This is a genomic window from Cellulosimicrobium cellulans, assembly GCF_006539945.1.
GTDB lineage: Bacteria > Actinomycetota > Actinomycetes > Actinomycetales > Cellulomonadaceae > Cellulosimicrobium > Cellulosimicrobium cellulans.
In genome coordinates this window covers 1-20,829 of the sequence record NZ_BJNZ01000004.1, presented here as the reverse complement: position 1 = coordinate 20,829, position 20,829 = coordinate 1, and the positions used below count along the sequence as shown (strand labels likewise).

The window sequence follows — 20,829 nt, the reverse complement described above, 5'->3', positions numbered from 1 at the left end:
GCTCAGGTGCTCACGTGCTCAGGGGCGGCCGCCGGGTCAGCCGACCTGCGACTCGCCGCGGGCCACACGGATCATGTCCTCGCGCGGCACGACCTTGATGCGCTCGCGGCCGTGCGGCTCGCCGAGCGAGCGCTCGTACGCGTCGAGCAGCTCCCACCCGGACCACTCGATGTGGTCGACCCCGCGCTCGCGCAGGAAGTCCACGACGGCCTCGGGGTCGCCGAACGGCGCGACACGTCCTGCGGCGAGGTCCGCCGCCGCGACGTCGCCGCCGTCGCCGGCGCCGGTGACGTCCTCGACGAGGTGGCGGATCGTCTCCGAGGCGTCCGACTTGGTGTGCCCGATGAGACCGACCGGGCCGCGCTTGATCCAGCCGGTCGCGTACACGCCGGGGATGTGCTCGCCGTCGATGTCGATGACCCGGCCCTCGCGGTTCGGGATGACGCCCTTGAGCTCGTCGAACGGGATCTCGGGCAGCGGCGAGCCGAAGTAGCCGACCGCGCGGTACACGGCCTGGACGGGCCACTCGTGGAACTCGCCCGTGCCGGAGACGGTGCCGTCGCCGTTGAGCTGCGTGCGCTCGGTCCGCAGCGCCTCGACCTTGCCGTCGCCGAGCACGGCCGCCGGGGCGTGGAGGAAGTGCAGGTGCAGGCGGCGCGACGCCGTGTTCTCGGCCGGGTCCTTGAGCGTCCAGTCCGTGAGGGTCTTGACGACCTGCTTGGTCTGGTTCGAGGAGCTGATCGCCGCCATCGAGCCCTCGTCGAACTCGAAGTCCTCCGGGTAGACGATCACGTCGACGTCGGGGACGTGCCCGAGCTCGCGCAGCTCGAGCGGCGAGAACTTGGCCTGCGCGGGCCCGCGGCGGGCGAAGACGTGCACGTCGGCGACGGGCGACGACTTGAGGATCTCGTAGACGTTCTGCGGGACCTCGGTCGGCAGCAGGTCGTCCGCGTGCTTGGCGAGCACGCGCGCGACGTCGAGCGCGACGTTGCCCGCGCCGAGGACGGCGACCTGCTGCGCCTCGAGCGGCCACGTGCGCGGGACGTCGGGGTGGCCGTCGTACCAGGACACGAAGTCGGCCGCGCCGTACGAGCCGGGCAGGTCGATGCCCTCGATCGGCAGGGCCGCGTCGCGGATCGAGCCGGTCGAGAAGATCACGGCGTCGTAGTACTGGCGCAGGTCGTCCAGCTTCAGGTCGACGCCGTAGTCCACGTTCGCGAGCAGGCGGATGTCGCCGCGGCTCAGCACCTTGTGGAGCGCCACGATGATCTGCTTGATGCGCGGGTGGTCCGGCGCGACGCCGTAGCGCACGAGGCCGAACGGCGCGGGCAGACGCTCGAACAGGTCGATGCTCACGTCGAGGTCGGTCTTGGACAGGATGTCCGCGGCGTAGATCCCGGCGGGACCAGCGCCGACGATCGCGACGCGCAGTGGACGGATGCTGCTCACAGGACGGTGCGCCTTCCGGTCGAGGACGGGGGTCTCTCCCGCGCGGCCGACGGGCCGTTCCGCGTCGACCGGTGTGGGTACCGGCCGCAGGAGACCTCTCGATTGTACGACTGGGGTGAGGGTCGCCTCACTCGGGCCCTCTCCTCCATGACCAGGGTCTCACCGGTCTCGCCAGGTGGATACCTCGTCTTGTGATCCGGGCGAATGTAACGCCGCGGGTCAACGGTCGACGCGAAGGCTCTCCTGCACGGCGCGGATCTCCGCGGCGGCCCACGGGTGCTGGAGGAGCGTGCACGTCCCCGTCGTCTGGACGAGGTCGGCCACCGGCCCGCGCGGGACGACGACCGTCCGCACCGACTGCACCAGCACCGCTCCCCCGCCGCCCTTGAAGGACGCCTCGACCCACCGCCCCGGCAGGCCGTCCACGTCCACGTCACCGCCGTCGAGCTGACGCAGCCGCGGCATCGGCTTGAGCTTGCGCAGCACCTCGGCGTGCGCGTCGTCCAACGTCTGCTCGGCCCGGATGCGCGAGACCACGACGATGACGTTGGGGTTGAACTCCCCCTCCTCCACCTCGCGCCCGAGCGCGAGCGGCAGGGCGACGTGGGGCAGCGGGACCCAGCGGTCGGGCGCGTCGAGCCGCACCCCCACGGGCGCGGGGAAGTCGTCGCTCGGGTAGCGCAGCTCGGCCATGCGTTCAGGTCCTCTCGGTCGCTCGTCGCGCTCCGGCGGTACGGGGCGCGCCAGCAGTCTCGCAGACCGGCAGGTCCCCGACCGCCCGTCCGGGCCGCCTGCGGGCCACGCCCGGCCCTGGACACACCGAGGGCGCGGGACCCGTCCCGGGTCCCGCGCCCTCGGTGGAGCTCAGCGGATCAGCTGTTCGAAGCCTGCTCCTGCTGCTGCGCGTTCTGCGTGGCCTTCTGGCCCGCGTCCGTCAGCGTCTGCGCGACGTTGTTGAGCTGCGTCTGCGCGGCCGGCCAGTCGCTGCCCTTGAACTGCTGGGCGTCGGGGCCCTCCCACGGCACGCTCTGGATCTGCGAGTTCAGGTTCTGCATGGTCGTGCGGATCTCGTCCGCCTTCTGCTGCAGCGTCTGACCGAGCCCACGCAGCTCCTCGACGTTCGCGCCCCACATGCCACCAGCCATGGTGTTCTCCTTCTGTGTCTCGACCCCCACCCTGCGTGGACGTCGTCCCGTTGTCGATGGCCCTACTCAACCATCGGCCCGCGCGCCCCGTCGATGGGGAGGTGTCCCCATGAGGTCCCCGCGGGCGTCACGTCGCTACCGCGGGAGCGCGACGTGCAGCTTGCGCGCCCTCCCGGAGACGACGAGGAAGCCGCGCCCCGGCGGGAAGTCCGCGCGCCGGATCCGGCCGAGACCGGTCCCGAGCAAGGTGTCGCCGTCGAGGTCGCCAGGGGTGAGGAGCAGGCCGCTGCGGCCGGCCTTGAACGGCTGCGCGATCGCCCACGCCTGCCCCCAGGTCGACGACTCGGCCTCGCCCACGACGAGCTGCTCGGCACGCGTGGCGGCCCGGACGAACGCGACGAGCGGCTGCTCCGCCGGCGTCCCCGTGAACTCCGTCACGGACTCGACGAGCACCGTGAGCGCACCCGGGCGCAGGGACCCGCCGTCGAGCGCCTGCGTGAGCGACTCGAGGAGCGTCACGACCTCCTCGGGCGACGTCGCCGCCGTGTCCCAGGCGTCGAGCGCCGAGATGCTCGTGCGGCGCGGCGAGAGGTACACGACCCGGCCCGCGCGCGCCCGGCGCACGGCCTGGGCGATGGTGACGAGCGCCGTCGTCCGACCGCCCCCGGGCGGGCCCGAGAGCATGAACGTCCCCCGGGCCGGCAGCGCGACCGGGGCGATGTCGAGGTCGTCGAGGCCGATGGTCGGCCGGCCGCCCGTGACCTCGGGCAGCGCGTCCAGCGTGAAGCTGTCCGGTAGCCGCTCGACGCCGGGCGCCTGCTGGATGCCGAGGCGCGTCATCGCGTCGCGCAGCTTGCCCAGCTCGCGCGCCTGGAGCGCGACGTTCGGGTCGCCGCCCAGGACCGCGATCTGGACCTCGTTCTCGTCGAGCACGCCGCGTCCGGGCGGGGACGTGAGCGACAGGACGTCCTTGGGGACGCCGAGCGTCAGGTAGTCGTCCTCGCTCGCGAGGCGCAGCACGAGCCGCTTCTGGATCGTCGAGCCGAGCGACGTCGGGACCGACGCCGCCCGGTCGCCCGCGACGACGACGTGCACGCCGACCTGGCGCCCGTCCGTCGCGATCGCGGTGAACGCGCCCCACACGGGGAACGCGTGCGCGGGCCGGAACTCGTAGGACTCGCGGAACGCGCCGATGCCGTCGACCAGCAGCAGGATGCGCGGCTCGGCGGGGGCGTTCGCGAGGCGCCGGTACTCGTCGAGGCTGCCGGCACGGACCGCGGCGTAGCGGGCGGAGCGCTCGTCGACGAGGTCGCGCAGCGTGCGCAGCACGCGCTGGACGCGCTCCTCGTCGTCGCCCGAGATGACCGCGCCGACGTGCGGCAGGTCCTCGAGCATCCGCAGACCGCTCGCGCCGGCGTCGATCGCGTAGACCTGGACGGGGCCGCCGCGCGCCGTGATCGCCGCGGACACGGCGATCGTCCGCAGCGTCGCGCTCTTGCCCGAGCCACCCGTGCCGTAGATCGCCATGTTGCCGTCACGGTCGGGCTCGTAGAAGACGGTGGGCTGCGCCTGGGTCGTCGGGTCGTCCTCCACGCCGAGCAGCAGCATCGTGTCGGTGCGGGGGTTGGGCAGGCGGGCGAGGTCGTACGTCGGGGCGAGCTCGGCCAGCCACGGCTTGCGCGGCACCGGGACGGCGGCCTCCGTCGCGGCCCGCGAGATCGTCGCGACCACGCGCGCGATGTCGTTGGGGCCCGGGTCGGTGACCTCCTCCACCTCGGGCTCCGGCAGCTCCCAGCGGATGTCCGAGCCGAACGCCATCTCCTGGATGTCGATGCGCGACCGCTCGGGCTGCGCCGTCGTCCAGCCCCCGGCGTAGCCCGTCTGGAACGGCGTGATCCGACCAGGGCCGGTCTTCACCGCGCCGCGGCCCGGGATCGAGGGGTCGAAGTGCGCGGCCATGGGGATGCCCAGGATGTCCGTCGAGTCGTCCTCGTCGGCCATGCGCAGCGCGACGCGCAGGTTCGTGTTGGCGCGCAGGTTGTCCTTGATGACGCCCGCCGGGCGCTGGGTCGCGAGGATGAGGTGCAGCCCGAGCGAGCGACCGCGCTGGGCGACGTCCACGACGCCGTCGACGAACTCCGGGACCTCGTTGACCAGGGCCGCGAACTCATCGACCACGATGAGCAGGCTCGGCGGTGCGTCGGGGTCGCCCGTGCGCTCGAGGGACGCGAGGTCCTTCGCCTTCTTCCGGTTGAGCAGGTGCTCGCGGTAGCGCAGCTCGGCGCGCAGCGACGTGAGCGCCCGGCGCACGAGGTGGGGCGAGAGGTCCGTGACGAGCCCGACCGTGTGCGGCAGGTTCACGCAGTCCGCGAACGCGGCGCCGCCCTTGTAGTCGACGAAGAGGAACGTCACGCGGTCCGGGCTGTGCGCCGCGGCCATGCCGAGCACCCACGACTGGAGGAACTCGGACTTGCCCGCGCCCGTCGTCCCGCCCACGAGCGCGTGCGGGCCCTGCGTGCGCAGGTCCAGGTAGAGCGGCTCGGTGCCCGAGTGCCCGACCAGCCCGCGCAGGTTCGTCGGCGCCTTGCGCCGCACGGGCGGCGAGCCGTCCCGCGGCGTCAGGGAGCCGTTCTCGCGCCACGCGTCGATGAGACGGCCCGGGTCCTCCGCCAGCGCGGTGCCGGCGAGCGTGAGGTAGGAGACCGAGCGCGGGAGGTCGGAGTCGTCGTCGACGGGCGCGCCGACGTCGACCACGGGGGCCAGGATGCGCGCCACCTCGTGGGCGGTCGCGAGGTCCACCGTCTCGCACGCCACCGGGAACGACAGCCGACCCACCCGGACCTCGCCGCTCGTGGCGCCCGCGGTGGCCCCGGGTGCACCCGCGCCCGCGGCATCGACCGTGTCCACGAGGACGAACGTGCGGCACGCGGCCGGGAGCTGCTCGACCGACGGCGCGACCCACACGACGTGCACGCCCGCGTCCGCGCCACGCTCCACGAGGCGCGTGAGGCGCGAGCGGTCCACGGGCGCGTCGTCCTCCACGAGCACGACGACCGTCGGCAGCACCGGCTTGGGCGTGTCCTCGCCCTCCTCGGGGTCGATCGGCCCGCGCAGCTCGGCGTGGGTGTCGAGGTCGGCCCCGCGCGCCTCGACCAGGTCCTCGAGCTGCGACAGGAGCGCCTGGGCGGCGCCGGGGTTGTCGGCCAGGTGGTCGCCGCCCAGCGGGCTGTGGGGCGAGCCGGTGTGCGGCAGCCACTCGAGCCACTCCCAGTCGGCGCGCGACCGTTGCGACGTCACGGCCGCGAGCACGAGCTCCGACGGCGAGTGCAGGCCCGCGAGCTGGACGAGGATCCCGCGCGCGACGGCGTCGACCGCGGCCCCCGCGCCGGCGACCCCGAGCGCGCCGTCCGTGCGCAGGCGCGCGACGACCGGGACGCCGGAGATGGTCGCGCACTGGGCGTGCAGCTTCTCCAGCTCGTTCCAGTACTCCGGCAGCGTGTTGTTCTCGCCCGGCTGGTCCAGCTGGGTGCGCGACGGCGCGGCGCCGAGCCCGATCCGGACCGTCAGGAACGCGTCGTGCTCCGGGCGGTGCGTCCACATCAGCCCGCCGAGGCGACGGACCGCGTCGACCGTGTCGCCCACCGACGGGGCCTCCGAGAGGCGCACGGCGCGCTCGACGGCGTGCGTGCGGTCGATGGTCTCGCGCATCGCGACGACCCCCGCCTCGAACTGCTCGCGCTGCGCCTTGAGCTTGCGCTTGGCCTGGACCTTCTGGTCGAGGTAGTTGCCGAGCATGAGGATCGGGCTCAGCCCGACGAAGACGATCGACAGGACGTTCCGCGTGACGGAGTACAGGATCGCGCCCATGAGCAGCGGCGCGACCATCGCCAGGTAGGGGAAGCGCTGCGGCTCCGGCGGCTGCGGCGGCTTGGGCGCCTTGAGCTTGCGCTCGGGGAAGCGGGCGACGACGCGCGGGGAGCGGTTGAACTCCACGACCGGGCTCGTCGGCGCGAGGCTCGTCGTGCGGTGCAGCGCGACGACGGACACGACCGTGCTGCCGATCGTCACCGTGTCCGACGACGTGAGCGTCGAGCGCATCATGCGCTGGCCGCCCATGACGAGACCGTTCGCCGAGTTCGTGTCCGTGATCTCGATCGTCTCGCCGACCGTGAGGCGGGCGTGCCGCTTGGAGATCTGCGGGTCGCTCAACCGGATGTCCATGTTGCGGTCGCGGCCGAGGTAGCTGGTCCCCACGGGCAGCGGGAACTCGCGGCCGGCGTCCGGCCCCTCGAGCACGCGCAGGACGGCGACGGCCGCGCCGCGGTCCTGCCCGGGGGCGTCGAACTGCTCGGAGACGCGCACGATCGACACCGTCGACCCGGACCGCAGCCCCGCCTCCGTGAGGTCGCTCGTCGGCGACAGCACGCGCCCCTGCCCCGACCCCGACGGCGCGGTGCCGACCTGGAGCGTGAGCCGGTCCGGGACCGCCGCGCCCGACCGGGTGGGGTCGCCCGCGAACAGCGCCTCGGCGACGTCGCGCACCGTGGCCGTCGCGTCGGCCGTGACGGCGACGTTGGTCGTGCTGGCGTCCGGGCGGTGCAGCGTGAGCTTGATTCGCACGAAGGTTCCTGTTCAGGTCCGGGGAAGGGGACGGGCAGGCCGGGGGGCTCCGACCGTCGGGCGGCGGTACCGACGGCGCGACCGGTCGGGGCACGCGTCGAGCGCGCCCGCCACGGCCGGTGCCGTCAGCCGTCGTCGGTGAGGTCGAGCAGGGGCAGGTCGGCCGAGGTCACGAGGCGTGACGCCACGGCGTACTCGACGAGGCGCGCGCGACGGTTCGTCGCGAGCGCGCCGGGGCCGCCGCGCAGGCCCTTGACGCCGATCCGGTCGAGCTTGTCGCACACGTTGTCGAGCTTGCGGTTGAAGCGCGTCGTCGCCCAGCCCAGCCGGGCCGCGGCCGCGGCCGACGACGGGATCTCGGACAGGCCCGTGCCGTCGCGGCGCAGCATCGGCTCGGCCAGCGCGACGATGAGCTGCTTCTGGCTCGTGGTGAAGGTGATCATGCCGATCGTCGTCGCGCCGCCCGACTCGGTGTCCTCCGAGCGGATCTCCTGGTACGGCGCGCCGCGCAGCTGTGCGGTGAGCTCGTACGTCGTCGGCCCGGCGGTGAAGACGATCGACGTCGTCGGGAAGACGATCGGAAGGCGGTTGCCCGGCGAGAGCCAGGACTGGACCCCGCCGCCCGAGTCGCACACCGTCGCGGAGATGAGCGTCCCGACGTTGGCGAGCCACCAGATGCCGCCCTCGTGCGAGATGCGCAGGAAGCGGCGGTGCAGGTACGGGTTGTCCTCGATCGCGAGGTCGCCGTCACGTCCGATGTCGAACGGGTCCCCGTCCACGGACGGGCGGAACCACTCCCCGCAGAACTCGACCGCGAGCTCGCTCACGCCGCCTCCCCCGTCACGCAGGCCTTCTGGGGCGCCGCGGAGAACTTGCCGTCACGGTCCACGATCACCTCGATGCAGACCTGCTCCCCCGGCTTGGCCCGCAGCTCGACGGTCGTCTCGTCGAACGCGTCCTTGTACGGCGAGTCCTCGATCGGGTCGAGCTTCTTCCAGGCGAACATGTCGCCCTCCTGCGCCTTGTCCGAGTCGTAGGCCCACGTGAACGTCGCGACCTCGCGCGCCGGGTCGTACGTGCCGACCAGGTCGTTCACGGGCGGCACGAGATCGCCGAGGTTGTCCGACGGCACGAAGTCGTCGTCCGTGGCGGACGTCTGCTCACCACCCCCACCGGTGTCCGTGTCGTCCACGGTGGCGTCCGGACGCAGCAGGAAGAACCCGCCGACGGCGACCGCGACCCCGACGACGCCGGCGAGCGTGGCCCACAGCGCGCCACGACCGGACCGTTCCTCCGTGGGCGCGGCGGCCGGCCCGCCGTCCTCCGTCCCGGAGGGCCGGTGGACCGTGTCCTCGACCGGCGGCTGGCCCCAGGCGCCCGGGCGCCGGGCGCCGGGGTACATCCGGGAGGGGTCCGTGAGCTCCGCGACGGGCGCGTGGCCGCCCGGGCCGACGGCGGACGTCGGCGTGGTGCCCGCGGGCGCGCCCTGGCTCCAGGCCGCGGGCACGTAGGGCTGTTGCGGGGCGCGCGGTCCGGGCTGCTGCGGCGGGGCGGCTGCTCCGGGCGCGACGGTCTGGCCGGGCCACGGACCGCTCTGCGGCCCCGGCCGCAGCGGCGTCGTGGGCTGGGTCGGCCGGCTCGGCGCGACGGGTCCCGACGACGTCCCCCCGGGCCCCGACGGGTCGATCGACACGACCTGGCGCAGGCGGGTCCCGGCGTCGTCGTCCGGCTCCTCCTCCTGCACGTGCCCCGTGTCGTCGAGCAGGTCGATCGGGGTGACGGCGTACGACAGCTCGTTCTGCACCTGCTGGAGCGCGCGGGCGAACGCGAGGACCGTCGGGTAGCGCGACCCGGGGTTCTTCGCCATCGCCGTCGCGAGCACGCGCTCGAGCGACGCCGGCACGTCGGTGCGGCCCGTCGGGGGCAGCGGCGAGGTCTCGATGCGGGAGATGAGGTTGGCGCTCGAGTTCGAGCCGCCGGGTACCTCGAACGGCGTCCGGCCCGCGAGCAGCGTGTACGTCGTCGCGGCGAGGGCCCACACGTCCGTCGCGATGCCGCTGCGCGGCGGCTCGGCGAACGACTCGGGCGGGGACCACGGGATCGACATGCCCTCGGCCCGGGCGGCGTCGTCGACCGTCGAGGAGATGCCGAAGTCCGTGAGCGCCGGGTGGCCGTACTCGGTCACGAGGATGTTCGCGGGCTTGATGTCGCGGTGCAGGATCCCCGCGCGGTGCGCCGTCTCCACGGCACCGGCGATCTGGACCGCGGTGCGCAGCGCCTCGGCGACCGAGAGCCGCTCGGTCCGGTACCGCGCGCCCAGGTTGGGGCGCGAGCAGTACTCCATGGCGAGATACGGGCGCCCGTCGTCGGCGATGTCCGCCTCGTACATCGTGACGATCGACGGGTGCGTCGAGAGCGTCGCCATGAGGTCGGCCTCGGCGTCGAACGCCGCCCGCTGCGAGTGGCTGGACCACTCGTGCAGCAGGACCTTGACGGCGACCCGCCGGCGGGGGCGCTGCTGCTGGTAGAGGAAGACGTCGGAGAACCCGCCCGAGCCGACCAGCGAGACGTACTCGAAGCCCTTGATCTCCGGCGGTGGGGACGGCGCGCGCTTGGTGCTCACCTGATCCCCTCGAAGACGAGGGTCACGCCGTCACCGAGGTCGGCGACGTCGCCGTCGACGACCAGGACCGGCTCCGACGGGTGCAGGCGGCGCGGCGGCTGACCAGCGCGCAGGAGCGTGGTCCCGTTGGTCGTCGCCATGTCGCTCACGAGCACGTGCCACCCCTCGAGCGTGATCTCGAGGTGCGAGCGCGAGATGTCCTGCTGCGGGCTGGGCACCGTCACCAGACGGGGCAGGTCGGCCGCCTGCGACCGGGGCGTGCGCGGGCGCCGGCCCACGACGACGGGACGGTCGAGCTCGACGGTCTGCCCCGTCGAGACGAGGACCCTCCCGAGCGGCGGACGGATCGCGAGCTCGGCGTCGCCCTCGAGGGGCCCGCCGCAGACCGCGCACGCGTCCCGCGACGGCGGGTTCGCGTGCCCCTGGGCGCACGTGCGCGCGAGGATCTGCTGCTGGCCGGGCCCGGGCGGAGCGCTGAACGACGGCGGAGGCGGCACCGGAGCGGAGGCTCCGGCGTCCTGCGCGGCCGCACGCAGGTCCGCGATGGCGGACGAGTGCACCGTGTGGCCGTCGTGGTCGAGCCCGGAGGCGGGCCCGCCCTCGGCCTCGGTGGGCTCGCCGTCGGGGTCGACGACGGTCGCGGCGCGGTGCGCCGCGGCGGGCGTCGCACCCGTCCACTCCCGCGGGACGCCCGCGATGAGCCCGTCACCGGACGGGGCGGGCAGCGGCTGGGGTGGCTCCTCGGCGACGGGCGCCGGGGGGACGGGCGGCGTCACGGGGCTCGACGGCGCGGGCTCGTCGTGCTCCTCGTCGTCCTCCGTGCGCACGGCCGCGTCCTCGACGGTCCGCAGGATGGTCGACCCCCACAGGTGGGCGTAGTCGTCGTCGGCGTCCTCCTCCGGCGACGCGGGCGCCTCGGGCTCCTGCGTCGCCGCCGCGGGCTCGTCCGCGAGCACCGGCGCGACCGGGGCGTCGGACTCCGGCGCGGGCGCGATGGTCTCCTCCGGGAGGCGGATCGTCGCGCCGAGCGGCGCCGCGGTCACCACGGCGGGCGCGGCCTCCACGATCGACGGCTCGACGGTCGTGCCCCAGGAGGGCCGGTCCGTCGGCGCGGGGTCGACAGCGGGTCCGTCGTCGTCCAGGGGGTCCTCGACGGCAGCCGGGGCGGGACGCTCGGCGAGGGGCCACGCGACGGCGCCCGCGAGGACCACGCCGGAGACGAGCGGCAGCGTGGCCGCGCCCCCGAGCAGGGGCTCGCCGACGGGCGCCTCGTCGAGCGTGCCGACGACACCGGTGTCAGAACGCACGAGAAGCTCGACGACGCCGTCCAGGACACGCTCGGACCAGGTCGTCACGCCCTCGCCCTCGACCCGCACGCGCTCGCCGCCGTCGAGCTCGAGCGTCACCGTGACCCGGCCGCGCGCGGCGACGTGGACGCGACGGTCCGCGACCACCGCCACCACGAACGGCGGCACGGTCCGCAGGCTCGAGCCGAAGGCCCCGGTGAGGACCTGGAGGACCTCGACGACCCCTGCGTCGGTGCCGAGCTGGTCCCAGACCTGCTCGACGAGCGAGGCCTCCACCGGACCCGGCAGCACGACGACCGTGCCGCCTCGCACGACGGCGCGTGCGGTTCCCGTGACGTAGCGCAGCGTCACGTCAGACCCCCGATCTGGAGACGAACATCCCTGGGCAGCGTGTCCTCGTCGACGACCGGACCCGGTGCCGCGGCGTGGTCGCGCGGTGTCGTGCTCCCGCCGCTCGTGTCGTCGGACACGCCCGTCGCGTCGACGACGACGACTGTGATGTTATCCCGGCCACCGGCCGCGATGGCCTCGTGGACCAGCCGCTCGGCGGCGGCCTGCGGGTCGGGCGTGGACAGCAGGACCTCCGTGATCCGCTCGTCCGTGAGCTCGCCCGTCAGCCCGTCCGAGCAGACCAGGACGCGGTCGTGCCGCTCGATCGGCAGGTACCAGAAGTCCACCTGCGGGGCGTTGCGCGAGCCGAGCGCGCGCGTCACGACGTGCCGACGCGGGTGGGTGAGCGCCTCCGCGGGCGTCAGCAGCCCGGCGTCGACCATCTCCTGGACCTCCGAGTGGTCGACGCTCACCTGCTCGAGCTGCCCGCCGGCGAGGTGGTAGGTCCGCGAGTCGCCCACGTTGACGACGAGCCAGTAGGGGTTCCCGTCCTGCTCCGAGACCACCACGCCGGTGACGGTGGTGCCCGCCCCCCGGCCGGGCTCGGTGACGATGGCCTGCACGTTCTCCTGCGCGACCGCGATCCGGTCGCGGACCTCGTCCGGGGTGACGACGTCGAGGTCGGCGAGGGGCCGGAGCGCCTCGACGGCCGTCGCGCTCGCGACCTCGCCCGCCTCGTGGCCGCCCATGCCGTCGGCGACGAAGAAGACGGAGCGCGAGACGAGGAACCGGTCCTCGTTGAGGAGCCGGCGCGCGCCGCGGTGCGAGGCCGCGCCCCAGGCCAGGTGGACCTCGGCCGGCAGCTCGGCCGTCATGCGGCACCGGGGTGGACGACGATGCGGCGGTCGCCCACGTGGATCGTCGCGCCGACGGGGACGCGCACGCGGGTCCCCGGCTCGGCGACGCGCGGCGGCGCGCCCGGCACCGACACCACGGTGCCGTTGGTGGAGCCGCGGTCCGTGAGCCACAGGCCGCTCGGGTCCGCCCGGAGCTCGGCGTGGGTCTTGGACACGGACCGCGTGGGGTCGTCCACCGCGACGAGGTTCCACGGCCCGTCGTCGGGCGCCTGCGGGTTGCGGCCGAGCAGCGTCGGACGGTCGACGGCGCGGCGCTCCCCCGACTCGAGCTCGATGACGACCGACACGTCGGGCGCGGGGTCCATGGCGCGGACGTCGCGCGCCGTCATGCGCGTGCTGTCCCACTCCGCCTCGGCGGGCTCGGGCGCGGGTGCGGCGGCGGGTGCTGTGGCTGCGGGCCTCGCGGCGGGCGCCGCCGGAGCCGCCGTCGTGGACGGCTCGGGCGCCGCGGGGGCGGGCGGCGTAGGGGCGGCGACGGGCTCCGGGCCTCCCCCGACGCCGGGGACGCCGGTGATCAGGCCGTCGCCTGCGGGTGCCGCGGACGACGGGAACGCCCAGGGGTCCGGCACGGGTGCGGCCGCCGCCGGCGCCGCCGGGGCGAACGCGCCCGGGGCGGCCGGCGGGGCGGGGGTCGCGGCGCCCTGGCTGCCGAGCGGCGCGGTCGGGTACGGCGCGTAGCCGGCCTGGGCAGGTGCGGGGGCGTACCCGGGCTGAGGCGCCGGTGCGTACCCCCCGGCCGGGCCGTACCCGGCGCCCGCGGGCGCGCCGCTCACGAGCGAGGCGACCCCCTCGTAGCCCCCGGCCGACGAGGACGCGGGGGCGACGCCACGCACGTCGAGCACGAGGGAGCGGCCGGCCTTGTCGTGCCACCCCTGCGACCGGCCGGAGGAGTCGAAGCCCGGGCTGAGCAGGACCACGAGGATCCCGCCCGCCGGCACGACGCCGACGATGATCCAGCGCAGCGCGGCCCGGCCGAAGCCGATCGGCTCGCGCGTCCCCGCGTCGACCGTGCGGATGCCCGTGAGGAGGTTGCCGAGCGTCTTGCCCGTCGAGCCCTCCCAGAACCACACGCCGACCCACCACGCGAGGGCCAGGACGCCGGCCACCACGTAGACGACGAGCATCTTGCCGATCAGCGCGGCGGCCTCGTCCTGCGTCACGACCTGGACGCTGCCGAGCGGCGCTCCGACGATCGCGAGACCCGCGACGACGACCACGAGCGCGACGAGGCCCGGGACGGCGACGTCGACCACGTAGGCGAGGAAGCGTCGGCCTCGTCCGGCGAACGGTGCGGACGCCAGCGACGACGACGGTGCGGGCGCGGGCTGGCCGAAGGCCTTCTGCGTCGCCGCGTACACCTCGGGCTCCGTCGTGGTGTCCGGTGCCGAGTGCGGGGCCCCCGCGTACGGCAGGTCCGCCCCTGCGCGCGCGGCGACGGCCTGGACGCTGCCGACCGGGCCCGTCGCCGGCACGGCGACCGGGCGCCCCGTCCGGGGGAACGGCTGCCCGCACACCGCGCAGAACGCGGACCCCGAGGACTGCGCGGACCCGCAGGCGGCGCACGTCACGTCGCTCATGACTCGTCTCCCTGTCGTCTCGTCGGCTCCGACGACGCCCCTGTCGCCGGGGGCACGGCGCCACCCCTCGTGCCGGCGCGGCGGCCGGGCAGCCACCGACGCAGACCCGAGGAACCGGAGGCCGCGCGCACGGACCGCAACGAGAGTGCGGCACGGACGCGGGCGCGGCGGTTCACGGAGGAGCGTAGCCCCCCGACGACCGTGTCCACGTCCGCCCAGAAGGCGTCGATCTCCTGCTCCGTCGGCTCACCCTCGCCGAAGACGGTCGCGTCGGCCCGGTGCGCGAGCGGGATCGTCGCGGTCGCGCCGTACGCCTGGGTGAGGAGGCCGGCGCCCTCGCGCCGCGTGGAGCCCGCGGGGACGGGCGTCCCGAGGTCCGTCGCGGTGTCGAGGACCTCGCGCCAGCCGCCGCTCACCCGGTCGACCGGACGTGCCGCCGCGCGACGTCGGGCCCGGCGGCGTGCCTTGTAGGCGAGCACGAGGACCACGGGCAGGGCGAGGAGCGCGAGGGGCACCACCACGGCCACGGCGACGAGGGCCGCCTGGCCCCAGTCGAAGCCGTCGCTCTCGGCCTTCTCCTTCTCCTCGTCGTCGACCTTCCCCGCCTCGGCCTCGGCAGGCTCCTCCGGCGGCTCCGGGTCCTCGAGGATCGGGGGCTTGGGTACCTGGAGGCTCTTGGGCTCCGGCTGGATCTTGTTGTCCTCGTCGGGGATCGCCGTGACCGGCACCCACCCGTAGCCGACGAAGGGCACCTCCGCCCAGGCGTGCACGTCGGTCCCGGTGGCCGTGAACGGCTCGCCCGGCTCGAGCGGGTTCTTCTCCGTGTCGGGGTAGAAGCCCATGACGACCCGCGCCGGGATGCCGGCCTGGTTGGCCATGAGGGCGAGCGCGACGGCGAACTGCTCGTCGTCGCCCACCATCTCCTCGTCCGCGAGGAGGGTGTCGATGCGCTCCGCCGAGTGACCCGGCCGCGAGGGCGGCTGGGTGTCGAGCCCGCTGGAGAACACACCGCTCGCCACGAGGCCGTCGCGGAGCGCGAAGAGCTGGTCGACGGGCTCGGTCTCCTCCCCCATGAACTGGGCGGCCTTGCCCGCGAGGGACGCGGGCAGCGCGTCCTTGGGCGGGGTGGGGACCTCGATCGACTGGTCGATCGCGCCCGCCCGCAGGTCGTCCTCGGTGGGCTCGACCGTGACGAGCGTGTCGAGCGTGTACGAGTCGCCGGGGCGCAGCCCGGCGGTCGTCAGCGCGGTGCCCGTCGTCGAGTTGTAGTACGTCGTCTCGCCGAGCTCGCGCGCGCGGTCGCCCGTGTAGGTGATGCCCTCGAGCGTGCCGACGTCGGGCACCCACACGCCGGTGTAGTCCCCGACCTGGACGTCGACGCGCGTCGGCGTCCCGGACGCGACCGTGGCGATCTCCTCGCCCGCGCGCGTGTAGACGCCCGAGCCGGGCAACCCGCTGGAGACGTCGTAGACGACGCCGTTGTAGGTGTCGAGACCGGCGAGGCGGACCTTGGCGCCCGCCGGGAGCCCCTGCACGGTGAACAGCTCGTCCTCGCGCATGTCCTTGGCGTACTTGCGGAACGCCGTGAGCGGGCTCACGTACTCGTGCAGGTCGAGCGGCGGCACGACCGTCTCGCGCAGCACGGTGCGCGGCTCGTCCGGGAGCAGCACGGGCGCGGCGAACGCGGCCGCGACGCCGCCGACGACGAGCATCGCGGCGCCGGTGCGCACGCGGTGCCACCAGAGCCGCCGCGTCGCGGCCTTGCTCGCCTCGGTCGTGATCTGGTGCGCGCCGAGCCGGGAGGCGGTGACGCGCCACCCGGCCCACAGCAGGCCCACGCCGCCGACGACGAGACCCTGCGCCACCGGGAACGCCGCGATGACGGTCCCGAGGAGGATGACCCCGACGAACGCGACCACGACGGGCACGAGCGCCCATTCGGCGCGGCGCGCACGCCACGCGATCGTCCCCGCGAGGAGCGCGGTGGCGAGCATGAGGAGGTACGGGACGACCGCGAGCTCCGGGAAGGAGTGCAGCGGCGGGACCGTGGTGACGAACTCCTTCCAGCCCGTGACGGCGCCGCGGAGCAGGTCGGTGATCGTCTGGAGCGACGGGACGACCCTGCCGATCGCGTCGGCCGGCAGCGCGAGCGCGCCGCCGAGGAGCAGGTAGGCGACGACCGCGACCACGAGGACCGTGGCGGCCGACCATCGGCGCCAGGCCCCGAGCCAGGCGACCAGGAGCCCGACGACGGCGCCGCCGACGGCCGGGACGAGGTACCCGGTCGAGCCCCAGACCGGCCCGAACCCGACCGCAACCGCGCCGAGGACGAGGACGAGCGCGAGCGCGTCGACCCCGCCGAGGGCCGTGAGCGCCCGCGGGGCGTCGGCGCCGCGCAGCCGGGTCGTGTTGCGCTGCGAGGTGCCGGAGGACGGGACGGGCGTACCGACAGGGGTGGCGCGGCGCGAGCCGCGCGTCGTGGTGCTGGGAGCGCTCATCAGTCGTTCAGCCTCCGCAGGGCGAGGGGGAGCTCACCGAGCTCGCCGATGGTGAGGACGACGAGCTCCGCGATCGCGTGCCGGCTGAGCGAGGCCCCGGGGACGCACTGGATCGCCATGACGCGGACGTCCTGGGGAAGCCGGGCGGACGCCGCCCGCAGCTCGGTGGGCGTCACCTTGCTGCCGACGATGAACGCCACGACCGACGCGTCGCTGATCGTCAGCCCCGCGACGCGGGCGACGTCGACGAGCGACGTGCGCTGCGCGCGCGTCTCGACGCGCGCGAGGTCGTCGAGCAGGCGGGTGCGGTGGTCGCCGCGCAGGTTGCCGTCGTTGACGAGGACCGTGACGCCACGGTCTTCCTTGATCGCCTGCAGCCCGAGCGACCCGCACGCGCTCACGGCGAGCTCGAACTCGTCGTCGTGCGCGTAGTCCTCGGCACGCGTCGACAGGAGCACGGCGAGGTGCGACCGGCGCGTCTCCTCGAACTGGCGGACCATGAGCTGCCCGGTCCGGGCCGTCGTCTTCCAGTGGATGTGCCGGCGGTCGTCCCCCGGGACGTAGTCGCGCAGCGCGTGGAACGAGACGTCCGAGTTGGAGATGTCCGTCGTGACGCGGCCCTCGAGGTCCTTGAGGAACCCGGTGGAGGAGCCCGAGAGGTTCTTCACGCGCGGGTGGACGAAGAGCTCCTCGGGCTCGGTCCAGACGACCTCGCGGCGCAGCAGGCCGAGCGGGTCCGCCCGCACGGAGCGGACCGGTCCCACGGAGATCACCGAGCGCCGGTGCGTCGGCACCGTGAAGATCTCCTCGTGGCTCGCCTGGGGACGCAGGCGCGGGACGGGGAACGTCGCCATGCCCTGCCCCACGGGGAGCTCCATGACCGACGGGAGCAGCGGCCGCCCCGAGTCGTTGCGCACGTCGAGCCGACCCACCGCGCGGTCGCCGACCGTGACGCGCTGCTGCGCGAGGTCGAGCACGACGGCGTAGCGGAAGCGGCCCAGCACGAACGCGACCGCGGCGAGCAGCGACACCGTGAGCAGGATCGCCACCACCAGAAGCTCGAGCCACGAGAGGGCCAGCCCGGCCCACCACGCCCCGACGGTGACGACGAGCGCCGCCCAGCCGAACGGGCTGACCGCCGAGGTCACCGGCTCGACCGCGCGCGTCACCGGCGCCAGCGCGCGACCGATCGGCGCGGCGACCCGGGCGAGCGGCGCCGCGAGGGGTCGGAGCAGGCCGGCGAGGGCCGACGACGCCGGTGGCGTGCCGGTCCTGCCGCGCGGGCGGCCGGAGCGGGCGCTCGGGCGGCCGGTCGAGGGGCCGTGTGAGGCGTTCATGCGATGTGCTCTCGATCGGTACGGGGGAGGACGGTCCGCCGGTCGGTGGTCCGCACGGCAGCGCGGACGGCGGGATGGGCGGGCGGCGTGGGGAACGCCGCGCGTCCGGTCAGGCGGAGCGCCGCTCCTGCGGCGCCGCGACGTCGGCGAGGAGGCGGCCGAGCACGGCCTCGTTCGTCGCGCCGGCGAACTCGGCCTCCGGGTCGAGCACGAGACGGTGCGCCCACGCGGGCTGCGCGAGCTCCTTGATGTCGTCCGGCAGCACGTAGTTGCGCCCGTGGGCGGCGGCCCACACCTTCGCGCAGCGCACGAGCGCGAGCGCGCCACGGACGGACACACCGACCCGGACCTCGGGCGCGTTGCGCGTCTCCTCGGCGAGCCGGGACACGTACTCGAGCACCGCACCGTCGACGTGCACCCGCGCGGCGAGCTCGGCCATCTCCGTGACGGCCTGCGTCGTGATGAGCGGCTGGAGCGTCTTGCTGCGGTCGCGCACGGACGCGCCCGAGAGGATCTCCACGGTCGACGCGTGGTCCGGGTACCCGATCGACGCCTTCATGAGGAAGCGGTCGAGCTGGGCCTCGGGCAGCCGGTAGGTCCCGGCCTGCTCGATGGGGTTCTGCGTCGCGATGACCATGAACGGGCGGCCGACCTCGTGGCCGACGCCGTCGACGGTGACCCGACCCTCCTCCATGACCTCGAGCAGAGCGGACTGCGTCTTGGGCGACGCACGGTTGATCTCGTCCGCCAGCACGATCGAGGCGAAGATCGGGCCCTGGTGGAACTCGAACTTCCCGGTCTTCTGGTCGTAGATCGTCACGCCGGTGACGTCCGAGGGGAGCAGGTCCGGCGTGAACTGGATGCGGTTGTTCGTGCCCTGGACGCTCGCCGCGAGGGCGCGGGCGAGCGACGTCTTGCCGGTGCCCGGGGCGTCCTCGAGGAGGATGTGGCCCTCGGAGAGCATGCAGGTCAGCGTCAGGCGCACGACGTGCGCCTTGCCCAGGACGGCCTGGCCCACGTTGCCGACGAGGCGGTCGAAGGTCTGAGCGAACCAGGTGGCCTGCTCGGGGGTCATGGTGGTCATTCGTCGCTTTCCGTTCGCTGTGCTGGAGGCGTTCTCGGGGTCGTCGAGCCGCTAGTACCAGGTCATGGAGTTCGTGTTCCCGATGGTCGTGTCGATCCGGACCGCCGTCCCCGGCCCGCCCCACACGCACTGCTGTCCGCCGGAGTAGTTCCCGTTGCCGTCCGTGCGCAGGGCGCGGCCCTGGGCGTCGTAGCTGTAGTTGCCCGAGCCGATCCGGTTGCCGCCGGCGTAGCAGGTGCTGCGGAACGCCGTGTTCGGCGGCCCGTCCTTGATCGTCAGGTACAGCTCGGCGCACGAGGAGTGCGAGCAGTAGCCGGGCCAGTTCCCGTCCGGGAGCTTGTGGTTGCTCCCCTTGCTCACCGTGAACACCGGCTCGGGCTTCTTGTCGGACGTCGCGGACCGGCAGGTCTCCTTCGCCGCGCCCTCCGTGGGCGTGACCGTGACGCAGATCTCGCGCGTCGCCGAGTACCCGACGCTCAGGGTCCCCGAGCCCGACTTCGCGCTGGACTGCACCGCGCCGCGGACCGAGACGCTGTAGTCGCGGCCGTTGTCCGAGGTGGACCAGCGGTAGGAGATGCTCTGGTCGCCGCCGGTCATGGTCACGTCCGGCGCCGGGATCGGGCCGTACGGCGACTCCCGGTTGGCGGTCGCCGCCGCCCCGGGCTCGCGTGCACCGTCGACGTCCGCGACCGCGCGCACCTTGATCGAGTACGCCGTGCCGTTCGAGAGGCCCCCGACGATCTTGTTGCCGCCGAGCGCCTGCCAGCCGCTGCCCGCGTCGTACTGGTAGGAGATCTCCTCCGCCCGGACGCCGTTGCCCGACGCCGCGCCGAACGAGAGCTGGATCTGGCCGTTGGTCCCGTTCGCGTCGGCGCTGAGGTTGGACACCGTGCCCGGGGTCGCGAACGCGCGGACCGGGTCGGACGCCGGCGAGAACTCCGCGTCGCCGAACTTGTCGGTGGCCTTGTTGTGCGCCCTGACGCGGAAGGTGTAACCGGTGGTGTCGGCGGGCACGCCGAGGGTGGCCGACGTGGCGCCTCCGGCAGCGGTCGCGGTCCTGACCACGGAGCCGCCCTGCACCGCCTCGACGGTGTAGGAGGTGATCGCCGCACCGTTGTCGTCCGGCGCCGCCCACGAGACCTGCATCTGCGACGTGTCGCCGATCGAGGTGCGCTGCGCCGCGGGCTTGCCCGGCGCCGCGGGCTTGCCCGCGGGCGTCTCCGCCGCCGAGTACTCGCCCCAGTCCGAGGGGTCCGGGGCGAGGTTGTTCGCCCGGACGCGCACCTTGTACGCCACGCCGTTCTGCAACCCGTCCCAGGTCGCGGACGTGCCGGTGAGCGCGGTCCTCTGGACGGCCCCGGCCGGTGGCGCCGGCGAGATCTCCAGGTCGACGGTCTCGATGGCAGAGCGGTCGGTGTAGGTCTTGTTGGTCCAGGTGACGGTGAGGGACTGGTCGCCGAACTCGAGGGTGGGCGCGGCGGGCGGGTCGGGCTTCTCGTCCGGACGCGCGACGGCGGAGGCCGGAGAGGCGGGGCCGTCGCCGACGGCGTTGGTCGCGAACACGGTGAAGGTGTACTCGACGTTGTTGGTGAGGCCGTCGAGGGTGCAGGTGGTGGTGCCGCAGGCCTTCTCGTAGCCGTTCTGGGAGCGCACGGTGTAGCCGGTGATCTCGGCGCCGTTGTTGTTCGGCGGGTCCCAGGACAGCACGACCGTCTTCGACCGGACCTCCTCGACCTGTGGCGTCGCCGGAGCGTCCGGCTTGCCGAGCACCGTGAGCTGGATGCGGCCCTCGACCTCACGATCGGGATCCTTGGTGGCGTCCTGCACCCGGTACCGGACGACCATGACGCCGATGAAGTTGTCGCGAGGCGTCACGGTGACCTGGTCACCCGCCACGCTCGGTGTGCCCTGACCGGTCTCCACGACCGCGTCGACGAGCTTC

General features: G+C 74.2%; 13 protein-coding genes. All 13 read right to left on the bottom strand.

Going from position 1 to position 20,829, the window contains the following annotated elements; translation table 11 throughout:
- Positions 1–36 precede the first annotated feature (36 nt).
- Positions 37–1,449: an FAD-dependent oxidoreductase gene (locus CCE02nite_RS04085; protein WP_141388450.1), complete on the bottom strand. Its 1,413-nt coding sequence runs from the start codon at positions 1,447–1,449 to the stop codon at positions 37–39.
- A gap of 219 nt (positions 1,450–1,668) precedes the next feature.
- A complete protein-coding gene (locus CCE02nite_RS04080) occupies positions 1,669–2,142 on the bottom strand; it encodes an LpqN/LpqT family lipoprotein (RefSeq protein ID WP_141388449.1) in 474 nt (157 codons plus the stop codon).
- A 179-nt stretch (positions 2,143–2,321) separates the two neighbouring features.
- Entirely contained in the window at positions 2,322–2,594 is a 273-nt protein-coding gene (locus CCE02nite_RS04075) for a WXG100 family type VII secretion target (protein WP_021482523.1), read from the bottom strand.
- A 135-nt stretch (positions 2,595–2,729) separates the two neighbouring features.
- On the bottom strand, positions 2,730–7,214 hold the full coding sequence (locus CCE02nite_RS04070; protein ID WP_141388448.1) for a type VII secretion EssC family protein: 4,485 nt from the start codon (positions 7,212–7,214) through the stop codon (positions 2,730–2,732).
- A gap of 125 nt (positions 7,215–7,339) precedes the next feature.
- The gene (locus tag CCE02nite_RS04065) at positions 7,340–8,041 is read right to left on the bottom strand and encodes a hypothetical protein (protein WP_141388447.1); all 702 of its coding nucleotides are present in this window, start codon (positions 8,039–8,041) and stop codon (positions 7,340–7,342) included.
- Complete coding sequence (locus CCE02nite_RS04060; RefSeq protein WP_141388446.1) at positions 8,038–9,837, bottom strand: serine/threonine-protein kinase; 1,800 nt, start codon at positions 9,835–9,837, stop codon at positions 8,038–8,040. The genes CCE02nite_RS04065 and CCE02nite_RS04060 overlap by 4 nt, the downstream gene beginning before the upstream one ends.
- On the bottom strand, positions 9,834–11,495 hold the full coding sequence (locus CCE02nite_RS04055) for an FHA domain-containing protein (RefSeq protein WP_141388445.1): 1,662 nt from the start codon (positions 11,493–11,495) through the stop codon (positions 9,834–9,836). The genes CCE02nite_RS04060 and CCE02nite_RS04055 overlap by 4 nt, the downstream gene beginning before the upstream one ends.
- On the bottom strand, positions 11,492–12,349 hold the full coding sequence (locus CCE02nite_RS04050) for a PP2C family protein-serine/threonine phosphatase (protein WP_141388444.1): 858 nt from the start codon (positions 12,347–12,349) through the stop codon (positions 11,492–11,494). Before CCE02nite_RS04050 ends, CCE02nite_RS04055 begins: the two co-directional genes overlap by 4 nt.
- Complete coding sequence (locus CCE02nite_RS04045; protein ID WP_141388443.1) at positions 12,346–13,968, bottom strand: RDD family protein; 1,623 nt, start codon at positions 13,966–13,968, stop codon at positions 12,346–12,348. Before CCE02nite_RS04045 ends, CCE02nite_RS04050 begins: the two co-directional genes overlap by 4 nt.
- Entirely contained in the window at positions 13,965–16,466 is a 2,502-nt protein-coding gene (locus tag CCE02nite_RS04040; protein ID WP_141388442.1) for a transglutaminase-like domain-containing protein, read from the bottom strand. Before CCE02nite_RS04040 ends, CCE02nite_RS04045 begins: the two co-directional genes overlap by 4 nt.
- Positions 16,466–17,803 (bottom strand): DUF58 domain-containing protein, encoded by a 1,338-nt coding sequence (locus CCE02nite_RS04035; protein WP_141388441.1) that lies wholly within the window; start codon positions 17,801–17,803, stop codon positions 16,466–16,468. Before CCE02nite_RS04035 ends, CCE02nite_RS04040 begins: the two co-directional genes overlap by 1 nt.
- 109 nt (positions 17,804–17,912) lie before the next feature.
- Positions 17,913–18,887, bottom strand: a complete 975-nt coding sequence (locus CCE02nite_RS04030; RefSeq protein WP_170227212.1) for an AAA family ATPase — start codon at positions 18,885–18,887, stop codon at positions 17,913–17,915.
- A 51-nt stretch (positions 18,888–18,938) separates the two neighbouring features.
- Positions 18,939–20,829 (bottom strand): fibronectin type III domain-containing protein (locus CCE02nite_RS04025; RefSeq protein ID WP_141388440.1); only part of this gene is annotated, 1,891 nt, incomplete at its 5' end.